The organism is Escherichia sp. MOD1-EC6098, assembly GCF_002965865.1.
Taxonomy (GTDB): domain Bacteria; phylum Pseudomonadota; class Gammaproteobacteria; order Enterobacterales; family Enterobacteriaceae; genus Escherichia; species Escherichia marmotae.
In genome coordinates this window covers 226291-239410 of sequence record NZ_PTSN01000002.1, presented here as the reverse complement: position 1 = coordinate 239410, position 13120 = coordinate 226291, and the positions used below count along the sequence as shown (strand labels likewise).

14 protein-coding genes are annotated in these 13120 nt (G+C 51.3%); 2 read left to right on the top strand and 12 right to left on the bottom strand.

From position 1 onward, the window contains the following. Window positions 1-2 precede the first annotated feature (2 nt). A complete protein-coding gene (gene rsmI, locus C0K55_RS03935) occupies window positions 3-866 on the top strand; it encodes a 16S rRNA (cytidine(1402)-2'-O)-methyltransferase (RefSeq protein WP_000809251.1) in 864 nt (287 codons plus the stop codon). Window positions 867-931: 65 nt separating this feature from the next. Here rsmI and C0K55_RS03930 read toward each other — a convergent pair whose 3' ends face one another. From C0K55_RS03930 to kbaZ, 11 genes are all read right to left on the bottom strand, one after another. Next, window positions 932-1645 carry a galactosamine-6-phosphate isomerase gene (locus C0K55_RS03930; RefSeq protein WP_105266161.1) on the bottom strand — a complete coding sequence of 238 codons (714 nt, stop codon included), beginning with the start codon at window positions 1643-1645 and terminating at the stop codon, window positions 932-934. Between the two features lie 54 nt (window positions 1646-1699). After that, window positions 1700-2491, bottom strand: a complete 792-nt coding sequence (gene agaD, locus C0K55_RS03925; RefSeq protein ID WP_000534352.1) for a PTS galactosamine transporter subunit IID — start codon at window positions 2489-2491, stop codon at window positions 1700-1702. Then, window positions 2481-3284, bottom strand: a complete 804-nt coding sequence (agaC, locus tag C0K55_RS03920) for a PTS galactosamine transporter subunit IIC (protein WP_000544465.1) — start codon at window positions 3282-3284, stop codon at window positions 2481-2483. Before agaC ends, agaD begins: the two co-directional genes overlap by 11 nt. Before the next feature lie 38 nt (window positions 3285-3322). Then, window positions 3323-3799 carry a PTS galactosamine transporter subunit IIB gene (gene agaB / locus C0K55_RS03915; RefSeq protein ID WP_000098037.1) on the bottom strand — a complete coding sequence of 159 codons (477 nt, stop codon included), beginning with the start codon at window positions 3797-3799 and terminating at the stop codon, window positions 3323-3325. A 167-nt stretch (window positions 3800-3966) separates the two neighbouring features. After that, the gene (kbaY, locus tag C0K55_RS03910) at window positions 3967-4827 is read right to left on the bottom strand and encodes a tagatose-bisphosphate aldolase subunit KbaY (RefSeq protein WP_001517149.1); all 861 of its coding nucleotides are present in this window, start codon (window positions 4825-4827) and stop codon (window positions 3967-3969) included. A gap of 12 nt (window positions 4828-4839) precedes the next feature. Then, window positions 4840-5994 (bottom strand): AgaS family sugar isomerase, encoded by a 1155-nt coding sequence (locus tag C0K55_RS03905; protein WP_001114899.1) that lies wholly within the window; start codon window positions 5992-5994, stop codon window positions 4840-4842. 464 nt (window positions 5995-6458) lie between these two features. Next, complete coding sequence (gene agaF, locus C0K55_RS03900; protein WP_000948828.1) at window positions 6459-6893, bottom strand: PTS galactosamine/N-acetylgalactosamine transporter subunit IIA; 435 nt, start codon at window positions 6891-6893, stop codon at window positions 6459-6461. A 17-nt stretch (window positions 6894-6910) separates the two neighbouring features. After that, complete coding sequence (gene agaE, locus C0K55_RS03895) at window positions 6911-7789, bottom strand: PTS N-acetylgalactosamine transporter subunit IID (protein WP_016249236.1); 879 nt, start codon at window positions 7787-7789, stop codon at window positions 6911-6913. Then, window positions 7779-8558 (bottom strand): PTS N-acetylgalactosamine transporter subunit IIC, encoded by a 780-nt coding sequence (gene agaW, locus C0K55_RS03890; protein WP_000406200.1) that lies wholly within the window; start codon window positions 8556-8558, stop codon window positions 7779-7781. The genes agaE and agaW overlap by 11 nt, the downstream gene beginning before the upstream one ends. A 10-nt stretch (window positions 8559-8568) precedes the next feature. After that, a complete protein-coding gene (agaV, locus tag C0K55_RS03885) occupies window positions 8569-9042 on the bottom strand; it encodes a PTS N-acetylgalactosamine transporter subunit IIB (protein ID WP_001132993.1) in 474 nt (157 codons plus the stop codon). Between the two features lie 26 nt (window positions 9043-9068). Continuing rightward, complete coding sequence (gene kbaZ, locus C0K55_RS03880; protein WP_016262581.1) at window positions 9069-10349, bottom strand: tagatose-bisphosphate aldolase subunit KbaZ; 1281 nt, start codon at window positions 10347-10349, stop codon at window positions 9069-9071. A gap of 248 nt (window positions 10350-10597) precedes the next feature. On the opposite strand from kbaZ, the gene agaR reads away from it, so the two are divergent. Continuing rightward, on the top strand, window positions 10598-11422 hold the full coding sequence (gene agaR / locus C0K55_RS03870; protein ID WP_000072182.1) for an aga operon transcriptional regulator AgaR: 825 nt from the start codon (window positions 10598-10600) through the stop codon (window positions 11420-11422). A gap of 51 nt (window positions 11423-11473) precedes the next feature. On the opposite strand, the gene garD is transcribed toward agaR, so the two are convergent. After that, window positions 11474-13045, bottom strand: coding sequence for a galactarate dehydratase (gene garD, locus C0K55_RS03865; protein WP_105266160.1), 1572 nt, complete (start codon window positions 13043-13045; stop codon window positions 11474-11476). Window positions 13046-13120: the final 75 nt, after the last annotated feature.

Sequence of the window (13120 nt, the reverse complement as noted above, 5' to 3'; positions counted from 1 at the left end):
CAATGAAACAACACCAATCGGCGGATAATTCTCAAGGTCAGCTCTACATTGTACCGACGCCAATCGGCAATCTGGCAGATATCACCCAGCGTGCGCTGGAGGTATTGCAGGCCGTTGATCTGATTGCCGCCGAGGATACGCGTCATACCGGTTTACTGCTGCAACATTTTGGGATTAACGCCCGATTGTTCGCCTTGCACGACCATAACGAACAACAGAAAGCAGAAACACTGCTGGCGAAACTGCAAGAGGGGCAAAACATTGCGCTGGTGTCCGATGCCGGAACGCCGCTGATTAACGACCCTGGCTACCATCTGGTGCGCACCTGCCGTGAAGCGGATATTCGCGTGGTGCCGCTACCGGGGCCGTGTGCTGCCATTACAGCATTAAGCGCCGCGGGTTTGCCATCAGATCGTTTTTGTTATGAAGGTTTCCTGCCTGCTAAATCAAAAGGTCGCCGTGATGCGCTAAAAGCCATTGAAACGGAACCGCGCACGCTGATTTTTTATGAATCCACCCACCGTCTGTTAGACAGCCTGGAAGATATTGTCGCGGTGCTGGGCGAATCGCGCTACGTAGTGCTGGCTCGCGAACTGACCAAAACCTGGGAAAACATTCACGGCGCGCCCGTAGGCGAACTGCTGGCGTGGGTAAAAGAAGATGAAAATCGCCGCAAAGGTGAAATGGTGCTGATTGTCGAAGGGCATAAAGCACAGGAGGATGATTTGCCCGCCGATGCGCTGCGCACGCTGGCGCTGTTGCAGGCAGAACTGCCGCTGAAAAAAGCGGCGGCGCTGGCAGCAGAAATTCACGGCGTGAAGAAAAACGCGCTGTATAAGTATGCGCTGGAGCAGCAAGGGGAGTGATATATCTCCGTGGCCCCGTTTGAAGAACCCAGGGGCCACTTGCTTTTGCCTGGCTTAGGGGGATGTTAACGATGAAGCATCCCATCAATCAAACATGTGAAATGGTTATGTAGCCATAAAAACGAAGCGGGGATAGTGGTGGAGACTGTGGCTGTGAGAAAACGTTCTGTCGCATCCTGCTTTCCTTCGCCAGTCACCAGTAGCAAAACTTCGCGGGCATTGAGAATATCCTTCAAGCCTAAGGTGATCCCCCGGGTCACGGGGTGACCAGCGGTTTTTAACATCTCATGTTGCTGGGTTTTCACATCAAGTTGGCTGATATGGCAGGCCGGTTGCAGGCTTTCTCCCGGTTCGTTCAGTCCCAGATGACCGTTTTTCCCCAATCCGAGAACGCACAAATCGAGACCACCTTTGCGTGCAATTAAATCCGTTACCCGCTTGCACTCTGTCTCGTTTATCCCTTCGGAACGAAAGCTGATGAGCTGGTCTTCACGTAACCCCAGCGGCTGCACGATATGTTGCTGAAGGAAGGTTTCGCAGGTGCCGGGCGCGGTTAATGGCAGATCTACCCATTCGTCGAGCTTCACGAAGGTCAGTTGGCTGGCATCAACGTGCTGCTGGTGGATTTTTTCCACCAGATAACTGTAGGTAAGCACGGGGGTTGCGCCGGTCGCGAGGCAGATGACTGCATTGGGGGTGTTGCGGATTAACGTCAGCAAATGTTCGCTGGCGTGTTCACTGAGCGCAGTGTAGTCATCGAAGTGCTGTAAGGTTTGCATGAGGAGAAATTCCTTGTGTAGAGAGGCACCGTCAGGCGCAGTGCCTCATTCCATTTACAAAATACCGAATGCGGAACAAACGATGGAAAGCACGAACGTGACGGCGATTAACAGCACCGGATGCGCTTTTTTCACCCGTAATAAGTAATACATCAACAGGGTGTAAGCCATCGGCAAAATATTCGGGAAGACTTTATCGAAGAAATCCTGTTGCAGCGCGACGCTGTGAGTACTGTCGATAGCAAACGACGTCACGACGTTAATATGTACATACGAAGCGATCAGCCCGCCGATTACCGTGATCCCGAGGATAGTTGCCGAACGGGCGATCATCTGCGAGTTCTCTCGCACTTTATCAATCGCCTTCACACCGACCGAATAACCAACGTGAGTCCAGCCAACGCGCAGGAAAAAGATAAGCAGGTAAACGGCGAAAAACAGAATCGGCCCCAACAGGTTTCCCTGGCTGGCAAACGATGAGCAAATCCCCGCCATAATCGGCAATAAGGTAAACCAGAAAATCGCATCGCCAATCCCGGCGATTGGGCCAAACAGCGCCACTTTGAGGCCTTTAATGGTGTCGCGATTTTCCCCTTTCTCTTCCATCGAAATGAGTAATCCCATCAGGAATCCGACCAGATTCGGGTGGGTGTTAATAAATTCGAGGTTATCTTTCATCGCCGCGCTTAAGCCCGGTTTGTCGTCCTTATAAATCTTTTTCAGGATCGGCAACATCGCCCAGGTAAATCCCCCCGCCTGCATCCTTTCGTAGTTAAAGCTCGCTTGCAGCAGCGATGAACGAAAGCCCAGACGGGTGATATCTTTTTTACTGATTTCAGATCCCATTGCTGTAGTCCTCTTCTTCATTTTTACTGGCAACGGGCTGCGGTTGCGCTTGCTGCCGGGATTTCGCATTGAAAAATTCATACACCGCAAAACCTGCCCCCAGTACGGCGACCGGTAACAGGTTGCTGACCTGGATGTAGCAAACAAACAGGAAACCGGCGATCAGGTAAGGGATGTATTGCGCTTTGAACATCACGCGCAGCAGCAGACCAAAACCAACGGCAGGTAAAATACCGCCGGCCACTTCAAAACCATGAGTCAACCAGGCTGGCATCGCCTTTACCAGCGCCTGCATCGCGCCTTGCGCCAGGTAGGTACAAAGAAACGCAATCACTGCATATGAAGAGGCAACAATCAGCATCGTTATCCAGTTAAGTCGGGAAAACGCGGCCGTATCCGCCTCTTTCGCGCATTTATCCGCTTTGGTCATAAATAATGAGAAAGCGGAATAGAAAAACAGAATGACGTACTGCATTAACAAACTAAACGGCAGGCCAAGACCAATTGCCGTTTTGGCATCCACCCCCGTAGACCACGCAATGACGGTAGTCATCAGACCCGCCATGATAGGGTTGGGCGGTTGAACACCACCGGCAGGGGTTAATCCGGCGAACGCCAGTTCTGTCAGACCACCGGTAATTAAGCCGGTCTGAATATCACCGAGTATTGCTCCAGTAAGGGTACAAACGATTATCGGACGGAATAAAAACAAGGCTTCCAGCCAAAAATCAATCCCCAGAACGAAAACTAATGCCGCCAGGGATAGCCCCTGAATTAGGGTTATTTCATGCATTTTTATTACCTCAAACCAATATTAAGGCGATTTTAGATTTAGTCAGGTATTTGTTCTTTTTGATCACCGGGGACGTCCTGAATAAAAACATTCACGCCACGTTGCTTAATAAAACGTAAATCAGCGAGATCCTGAAAATCGACATAAACTTTACTGCTGATTTGCTTTTTCCCTTCCGAGAAATGCATATTGCCGACGTTAACGTCTTTCAGTTCTATTCCCCCTTCCACCAATTTACGTACTGTTTGCGGTGTACGGCAAATCAGGAATATCTTCTGATGTGGTGCAGCTTTGCCGATGACGTTAATGGTTTTTTCGACAGTAAAGAAACGAATGCCAAAACCGTAAGTTTCCGCGGTAATGCCCATTAATTTCTGTTGAATATCATCATTAGCGACAACATCATCCACGACCACCAGCAAATTTGCGCCGATGGTGGATGTCCAGGTAACGCCAACCTGGCCATGAACCAGACGATTATCAATACGGGTTAAGAGAATATTTGGACTGCTCATTTTTAATCCTCACCATAAAAGTTGAATAATATAATTTATTTAAATATATTACTATTGCGATATTATATTGGTGTATTTATTAAATTTTAATAATCTCCTTTGCCATTAAGGCACTACCCGATATTAACCGGGCAGCACACTCAAATAAATCGTAAAAAAATCAATAATTACGCGGAAATTCTATTTTCTGAACCACAGACATTAATTTTGTTTCTGACAACTTCTTTCATTGCATCCATGCCGACGCGCATATAATAACGAGGATCATTACCTTGCGGATTTTCCGCAAACCAGGCTTTTACTGCGCCAGCGAAGGCTATTTTTAATTCCGTGGCAACGTTCACTTTTGTGACGCCAAGTTCAATAGTGCGACGGACAAATTCATCCGGGACATCGCTGGCACCATGCAGCACCAGTGGAATATCCACCACTTCACGAATTTCCGCCAGTCGCTGGAAATCAATCTTCGGCGTTTTGCTGTATAACCCGTGCGCCGTACCAATCGCCACCGCCAGGCTGTCGACGCCCGTTAGTTCGACAAAGCGTTTAGCTTCTTGTGGGTCGGTAAGGAACGCGCTTTCGGCGTCAACGCTCATATCATCTTCCACACCGCCCAGGCGACCCAGTTCCGCTTCCACGCTGCAATCCTGCGAGTGGCAGAAGTCGACAACCGATTTCACCAGCTTCACGTTCTCGACAAACGGGAAGTGACTGCCGTCGATCATCGCACTGCGCACGCCGGCGTGGACTTTACGGCGAATATCATCCAGCGATTCGTGGTGGTCGAGATGCAGCGCCAGCGGCATGTTGTAGGTCGTGGAATAGGCGCTACACAGGGCGTAGATCTCTTCCAGGGCGATATGTTTAAAGGTGCCCGGCGTCCCGGCGAGGATCACCGGCGATCGCATTTCACTACATACTTCGAGGATCGCCTGGATCGTCTCGGCGTTATGAATGTTAAAGGCAGGCACTGCGTAACCATTGGCCAGGGCATCCTGTAACAGATATTTGGTGGAGATAATGCTCATAATGCGATCCTCTTATGCCTGCCACGGATGAATAATGACACCTTGCACCACACGGTTAACGGTGCCGCTGGCTGATGGGGTATCCGGCGTATTGCCCATATGCAGCGACTGCATCAGTGCAAACGTCTGAGCGTATATCAGGAAGCAAAATGCCTGCTCAACGTCGATAAAGTGACGGGACGGCGGCAGGATGATATGCGGACCCGCAGTGATAATGTCGTTGCTTTCAGCGGCGATGGCGATCACGCGCATTGCCTGGTTATCGCGGCGTAATTCTGCCAGCAGATCAAGATCATACTGACGGGTATAAGGGTGGCTGGAGACAAACACCACCACCAGCGTTTCGTCATTGACCAGCGATTTCGGGCCATGACGGAATCCGGTTGGGGAATCATAAAAGGCCGCCAGCTTACCCGCAGTCAGTTCCAGTACCTTCAACGCCGACTCGCGTGCCGCGCCCTGTAAGCCACCGCTGCCGAGATAAACGATCCGTTTCCACGGCGCGTAACCAAACACACCTTCGCTGAAATCGCCCAGCGAGGTCAGGATTACCTGGCAACGATCCGCCACGTCACGGAAGGTCTGGCTGTTGATCGTCTCTGGCGCGAAAACCGCGAGGCAACTGGCCATCATGGTGGTAATGCTGCTGGTCATCGCAAAGCCGCGATCGTGCGTTTCTGCTGGCATCAGCAGGGCAAACGCGTTGTCGCTGTTAATCGCGTTTTGATAGAGATCGCCCGCTTCGTTACAAGTGATCGGCAAGTGGTAGCACTCCGGCACAAACTGATTCGCCAGTTCCACGGCAGCGACGCTTTCCGGGCTGTTGCCGGAACGACCGAAGGAGATCAGCAGCAGAGGATGAGCTGGATTCAGGTAATCCATTGGATTAGTGACCAGATCGGTGGTCGGTACGGCGCTGAAGTTTTTTCCAGTCTGGCTGGCGAGCCATGGCGCGATGATGTCACCGATAAATGCCGAGGTTCCGGCTCCGGTCAGGATGATCCGCAGATCCTCTTTGCGCAGTAACGGTTCAAGGAAGTTATCGAGCGCAGAACGTAACGTGTCGATGTTGGTGAGCGAACGGATCCATGCGCGAGGCTGATGGCGGATCTCTTCTTCAGTCCATGTGCCGGTGGTTGCAGCAGCAGGGGTATAATTTTCTGGCATAACGCAATCCTTAGTCTGATGAACTTGACTTCAGGCGGGTAGCTTTCGCTTGCCTTTCGTTTCATTTCACTTGGTTATTTCTTTCGTTGATTAAAATTTATAGAAAAGAAACTGAAAGTTCAATGGTGAAAAAAGAAATAAAACGAAATTTGTGATCGTTGAAAGAAAAGATAAGGGAAGTGAAAGGGATTGCATGATGGTGTAAATATCAGCACTGATTGCCGGATGCGGCGTAAACGCCTTATCCGCCTGGCTGTCACCAGCCGTAGGTCGGATAAGACATCCGACATTTACGCCGCAACGACGCTCCGTAGGTCGGATAAGACGCGTCAGCGTCGCATCCGACACCGGTGCAAAGGTCAAAACAAAAGAAAGACCTTGCGGGGGGAAGTGAAAGCCAGAAAAGAAACGAAAGTGTAAAACGTCACCCACTGTCTTTTACTAACAGCGGCGGGGCGCTTACCTTATATCCCTTCCTCGACCGGACATTCTTCATGGCAGCGATCCAGCTCGTCCACCAGACTGGTCAGCCCACGGTGTCCGCACTCCAACGCCTGCACGCGAAACTCTTCGCTACTTAACCCTTCACGTTCCAGCACCATCTCCAGTAACAGTTGCAAATTGGTGCCGGTGATCACTTCACAGCCCGGTTTTTGCATCGCCAGCGTTGAAGCCACGCGAAACGGCGTGCCGCCGAGCAAATCCGTTAGAAAAACAATGCCGTCTTCACAATCCAGTTGGGCGATGGCTTCTTCAAGCTGCGATGTAAGCAGCGCGGTGCTTGAGGTTTCCGGAAAATCGATGGCGATAAACTGCGATTGCTCACCGAGAATTTGTTTCATCGCTTTTTCCATGCCGCTGGCAAATCCGCCATGCCCTGTCAAAATAATACTTAACATCTATTACCTCATTGTATTTAAAGGAAATGGCAAAATTTACCGACGATGCCGAGAACCACCGTGATTGCAATCAGGCGCAACGGACTCCAGCCGCGACGTACCAGCCAGAACATGGTCAGGGTATAGACCAGCGGTAAGAAGGCAGGCATCAGTTTGTCGATAACGTCAGCCTGCAACTTAACCACTGCGTCGCCCGCCGTGATTTCCAGAGTGGTGCTTAAACGGACATAGGTTGCAACCAGCGCGCCGATTACCGTCATCCCGACGATAGACGCCGCATGGCCGACTTTTTTGGTATTCGCTTTAATCAGCGGGATCGCCGCGACGCCCATGCGATAAGCGTAATGCGCAAGGCCAAAACGCAGACCGAGATGCACCACGTTGAACAGAACAATAAATACGACAGCGCCGAGAATAGATCCTTGCAACGCGAGACTGGCACCAATCCCGCCACAAATTGGTAGCAACGTCAGCCAGAACATCGCATCGCCAATCCCGCCCAGCGGCGCACCTACAGCAATCTTGGTGCTCTGAATACTGTTAACGTCCTGCTTGGAACGCTCCATCGCGAGGATAATGCCAATAACAAACGTCACCAGAAACGGGTGAGTATTGAAGAAACCCATATGCCCTTTCATGGCGCGCGCCAGGTCGCGTTTATTGGTGTGGATCTTTTTCAGTGCAGGTAACAGACCGTACAGCCAACCGGAAGCCTGCATACGTTCGTAGTTGAAAGAAGCCTGTAACAGCATGGAACGCCATGCGACGCGATTGATATCTTTTTTCGTTAGCTCTGCGCCAATGCTCTGATCTTCATATACGTTTTCATTGACGCCGTTCAGCAGTGTTTCTTCATTTTCGCTGACGTTCGGCAGGGTCGTTTGATTAGATGCCATCTTCAAATTCCTCTTTCTGTGCCGCAGGTTGAGTCGGTTCAGGAGATTTACGCAGCAGGTCGATCAGCGCCATCGCCAGCGCGGCGGCGGCAATAGCCAACACCGGTAACTTGAGCCAGGCGGCGGCAACGAACCCCAGGATGAAGTAAGGGATATAGACGTTTTTCATCATGATTTTCAGTAGTACGGCAAAACCGATTGCTGGCATGATGCCGCCCGCGACGCCGAGGCCGTCGATTAACCGTTGCGGCAGGACATCAATGATGGTTTTGGCATGTTCCGCACCGAAGTAAATTGGCAGGAAAGCGCAGAGAAAATAGAAGGTGCCGAGCGCCAGTAGCGCCAGATAGTTTACGCGCTCAATACCGCGCGTATCGGCATTCTCCGCCATTCGGTCGCAGCGGGACATCACACCAGACATCACCGAGAACAGGAAGGTAATCCCCATTTGTACCGCGACCGCGAAAGGTACGGCGACGCCGACCGCGACATCCGGTTTCACGCCGGTAGTGATGGCAAATGCCGTGCCGACGATAGTGCCGATAATCACGTTAGGTGGCTGTGCGCCCGCCAGTGGAGCCAGCCCCATCCACACCAGTTCCAGTGTACCGCCAGTTAAAATACCGGTATGCAGATCGCCAAGTACCAGCCCGACCAACGGCCCGAGAACCACCGGGCGGTGTATATGGGTTAAGCCGTTAAACATATCCAGGCCAGCGATAAAGGCGATAATGCCCAACGCGAATGCCTGCAACAGACTGATTTCCATGATGAATCCCTCAAAGTAATTTAAAGAGGTCCACAGCAGGTTCTGTCGGGACGCCCTGAACGAAGCATTCCACCCCTGCGGATTTCAGGTCGTTAAATGCCGCGATATCGCCCGCATCCACAGAAACCGTTTTGGCGATTTGCTGCTTGCCATTGGCGTAGTGCATATTGCCAACGTTAATGCGGTTAACCGGAACGCCACCTTTAACCAGCGTCAGGAAATCGGCTGGTGTTTTACAAACCAGCAAGATTTTCTGCCGATCAGCAGCGCGGTGGATGTTGTCGATCACTTTTTGTAGTGTCCAGAAACGCACGGCGATCCCTTCTGCCAGCACCATTTCCATCAGGTTTTGTTGTACCGGATCTTCGGCAACCTCATCATTGGCTACCAGAACCAGATTTGCCCCCGCAAATCCAACCCACTGAACGCCGACCTGACCGTGAATCAAGCGTTCATCAATCCGGCTTAAAACAATATTTGGCATAGCGTGTTCCTCGTTTTTGTTATGGCTTACTGGCCTTCACAGGCAGCGTGGTACTGCGCCAGGATGTCCTGAATATGGTTAATAATGAGTGCCCGTGGCGTTGGCTGTAGCTCGCCGGAGCGAACTTTTACGTATTGCAGCGGCAGGTACTGGCTGATGAGTGGCTGCGGAATTGGCGCATCTGCCAGATTGCGGACCAGGTGGGCGAAAGCATCATCAATCTGCCGGTCTGGCCAGTAATAACGCACGCGATCCGAGTAACTGTAGCCGCGTGCCAGACGACGCGCGTTCCCGTCCCCGTGGTAATGGCTTTGCCAGTATTCCGGACGGTCGAGCATCACGTTTTCCAGTACCTGACGCAGACCAGAACAGGCTTTTGCTGGCACCAGTTCTTCTTCGATAGCCGCCAGAGAAAACAGAGCTTCACGTAGGGCGAAGGTCAGCGCCGGGCCAACTTTCAGAATGGCAAAGTGGTCAATGACCAACTGGCGCAGCGATTGCGGTGTTTGATAATCGGTAGAATGAGCTTCGAAAATCAGTGTTTCGTAGTTTTCGACCATCTGACTTAAGGCGATCGCTTTTGCAGGCTGATAATCAATAACGTTGGTGTGATCGAATTCGACGCCGGGTTGTACCACCAGCGCAATAATACGTGGCCAGATGGCATTCAGACCTTGCTTTTCAAAAGCATGACGATGGGCTTCCAGCGTGGTGCGGGCGGCATCCGGTGTAGTCACTGCCAGTTCGCTTAAGGTTTCATGCGCGCCGCCAGGAACCGGAACTTCAGTTCCAATGACATACACCAGATCGGCCTCGCCAAAGTGTTCACGGCAGGTTTCTTCCGCCACTTTCGCCAGGCGAGCGGCGCGTTCAGCAACGATGTCATCGGTTAAGGGGATCGGATCGCCCTGACAGGACATGCTGCAATCAAGGTGAATTTTTTTGAATCCCGCCGTGACGTAGCTTTTTATCAAATCATCGGCATTAGCCATCGCCTGGGTTGCGGGCAGGTTTTGCCAGCGGTTAGGTCCCAGATGATCGCCACCGAGAATTAGCATGTCTTGTGGGAAATTCAGCGAGTCGGCAAGCTGGCAAACAAAGCCGCGAAAATCGGCAGGCGTCATTCCGGTATAACCGCCGAACTGATCCACCTGATTGGACGTTGCTTCAATCAGTAGTGGCGTTTGGTTTGAGAAGGCGTAGCGGATGGCAGCTTCCAGCACCAGCGGATGTGCGGAACAAACGGCATAAATCCCATTTGTTTTGCCCCCTTTGTGCTGCCTCACCATTTCTGTCAGATGTTTCACTTTCCTCTCCAGTTTAGATTACTGCAACCTTGATCTTTCGTTTTGTTTCAATTGATACTGCGTCATGGTGAGATAAAAATAAAACGAAAGATAATAGTTTTCTGATCTGATTCACAAAAGAAACATAATGAAAGCTTCTGAAACGAGGGGCGCTTGCGTCAATGGGCAATGTGGGCTTGCATTTGGTTAATAGAAAGGCGTTAATAAGCAAAACGAAATGAAACGAAAGTTTTACGAAAGGACTTACTATGAGTAATACCGACGCTTCAGGCGAGAAGCGAGTAACAGGCACCAGTGAGAGACGAGAACAGATCATTCAGCGCCTGCGGCAGCAAGGAAGTGTGCAAGTTAATGATCTATCGGCATTGTACGGCGTTTCTACGGTGACGATCCGTAACGATCTGGCATTTCTGGAAAAGCAGGGGATCGCCGTGCGTGCTTATGGTGGCGCGTTGATCTGCGATAGCACGACACCGTCAGTCGAACCTTCGGTGGAAGATAAAAGTGCGCTCAACACTGCGATGAAACGTAGCGTTGCGAAAGCTGCTGTTGAGCTGATTAAGCCTGGCCATCGCGTGATCCTCGACTCCGGAACCACAACCTTTGAGATTGCCCGTCTGATGCGCAAGCATACTGACGTGATTGCGATGACCAACGGTATGAACGTGGCTAATGCTTTGCTGGAAGCTGAGGGCGTTGAGCTACTGATGACCGGCGGGCATTTGCGCCGTCAGTCACAATCTTTTTATGGCGATCAGGCTGAACAATCGCTGCAAAATTACCACTTCGACATGCTGTTTCTCGGTGTAGATGCTATCGATCTGGAGCGCGGCGTCAGTACGCACAATGAAGATGAAGCCCGTTTGAACCGCCGGATGTGCGAAGTTGCGGAACGGATCATCGTGGTCACTGATTCCAGTAAGTTCAATCGCTCCAGTTTACATAAGATCATTGATACCCAGCGGATCGATATGATCATTGTCGATGAAGGCATTCCTGCGGATAGTCTGGAAGGGCTACGAAAGGCCGGGGTTGAGGTGATTCTGGTCGGGGAGAATGCGTCTTCGCTATGACTTACTATGCCCGATAAACGTGTGCCATCGGGCATAATACAAATTGAGTTATCAAGTCACCGGTGCCGGGTTAAACACCGCCAGTTGGTTATGCAGTCCCCATTGGTCTGAGAAGGTTTTCTTCTTCCCGCTGGCAACGTCGAGAATAAAGTGGAACAGTTTCCAGCCCACCTCTTCAATCGTCTCTTCGCCAGTGGCGATGGTGCCCGCATTAATATCCATCAAATCAAACCAACGGTTCGCCAGTTCAGTGCGGGTTGCCATTTTAATGACCGGCACTGCCATCAGGCCGTAAGGTGTGCCGCGACCGGTCGTAAATACTTGAACGGTAATTCCTGAAGCCACCTGTTGGGTGCCACAGACAAAGTCGCTGGCTGGCGTCGCGGCGTAAATTAATCCACGTTTGGTCGGACGCTGCCCTGGCGACAGCACTTCTACAATCGCGCTTTTACCTGATTTGGCAATGGAGCCGAGAGCCTTCTCCACGACGTTTGCCAGACCGCCTTTTTTGTTTCCCGGCGAAGGGTTGGCGCTGCGGTCGGTTTTCCCCATATTGAGATAGTTGTCGTACCATTCCATCTCTTCCAGCAGACGCTTACCGACCTCTTCGTTAACGGCGCGCGGCGTCAGCAGATGAATGGCGTCGCGTACTTCCGTCACTTCCGAGAACATCACCGTTGCACCGCAGCGCACCAGCAGATCAGACGCATAGCCAACCGCCGGATTGGCTGTCACGCCAGAAAACGCATCGCTGCCGCCGCACTGCATACCAACAACCAGTTCTGAAGCCGGGCAGGTTTCTCGCTGACGTTGATTCAGCTTGTGCAGATGGCGTTCGGCAACCAGCAAAATATCCTCAACCATTGACTGAAAACCGACATGCTTTTCATCCTGCAAGCTGACAATACTGGCGCTTTCCAGTGGAATAGCCTGCACATCGTCCGTACCGACCAGCAGGCGCTCTGGTTGCAATTTCTCGCATCCGAGGCCAATCACCATCACCTCACCGCCAAAGTTTGGGTTCAGCGAAATGTTGTGAATGGTTCGAATAGGCACCACCGCCGCTGGGGCATTAATCGCCACGCCACAGCCGTACAGGTGATTCAGCCCCACCACACCATCGACGTTCGGGTATTTCGGCAGCAGGTCGCGCTCAATAATTTTCACCACGTAATCGACGACGCCTGCCACACAATGCACGCTGGTCGTGATGCCGAGCAGGTTCTTGGTGCCCACACTGCCATCGGCATTGCGATAGCCTTCAAAGGTATAACCTTCCAGCGGCGGTAAAGGTTCCGGCACTTTGGTTGCCAGAGGCAAAGTATGTAAGGGGGGCGCTTCAGGCAGAACCACCATCGATTCATCGATCCAGCTTCCACGTGGGATGGCGCGCATGGCGTAACCAATCACTTCGCCATAACGAATAATTTCGCCATCAGCAGGAATGTCGATCAATGCGACTTTATGCCCCTGGGGAATATGCTCAATTAATTCCAGGCCGTCCGGAAAACGCGTTCCTGCTTTCAGGCCATTATCATTAACAATAATTGCCACATTATCTGTGTCATGAACTTTTATATAAAACGCAGTCGGCGTTTCTTGTCTTATTTCGATATTGGCCATTGTTCAATATTCTCCAGCCAGGGGGATATTAAAATGAGCATTAGATCTCATTTAAAAATAAATAACTTCATTAGG

Coding starts and splice junctions, on each gene's coding strand:
- C0K55_RS03905 (WP_001114899.1), bottom strand. CDS start 5,994: ATGCCAGAAAATTATACCCCTGCTGCTGCAACCACCGGCACATGGACT.
- agaV (WP_001132993.1), bottom strand. CDS start 9,042: ATGCCAAATATTGTTTTAAGCCGGATTGATGAACGCTTGATTCACGGT.
- agaB (WP_000098037.1), bottom strand. CDS start 3,799: ATGAGCAGTCCAAATATTCTCTTAACCCGTATTGATAATCGTCTGGTT.
- rsmI (WP_000809251.1), top strand. CDS start 3: ATGAAACAACACCAATCGGCGGATAATTCTCAAGGTCAGCTCTACATT.
- agaF (WP_000948828.1), bottom strand. CDS start 6,893: ATGTTAAGTATTATTTTGACAGGGCATGGCGGATTTGCCAGCGGCATG.
- agaR (WP_000072182.1), top strand. CDS start 10,598: ATGAGTAATACCGACGCTTCAGGCGAGAAGCGAGTAACAGGCACCAGT.
- garD (WP_105266160.1), bottom strand. CDS start 13,045: ATGGCCAATATCGAAATAAGACAAGAAACGCCGACTGCGTTTTATATA.
- agaE (WP_016249236.1), bottom strand. CDS start 7,789: ATGGCATCTAATCAAACGACCCTGCCGAACGTCAGCGAAAATGAAGAA.
- agaD (WP_000534352.1), bottom strand. CDS start 2,491: ATGGGATCTGAAATCAGTAAAAAAGATATCACCCGTCTGGGCTTTCGT.
- kbaY (WP_001517149.1), bottom strand. CDS start 4,827: ATGAGCATTATCTCCACCAAATATCTGTTACAGGATGCCCTGGCCAAT.
- agaW (WP_000406200.1), bottom strand. CDS start 8,558: ATGGAAATCAGTCTGTTGCAGGCATTCGCGTTGGGCATTATCGCCTTT.
- C0K55_RS03930 (WP_105266161.1), bottom strand. CDS start 1,645: ATGCAAACCTTACAGCACTTCGATGACTACACTGCGCTCAGTGAACAC.
- agaC (WP_000544465.1), bottom strand. CDS start 3,284: ATGCATGAAATAACCCTAATTCAGGGGCTATCCCTGGCGGCATTAGTT.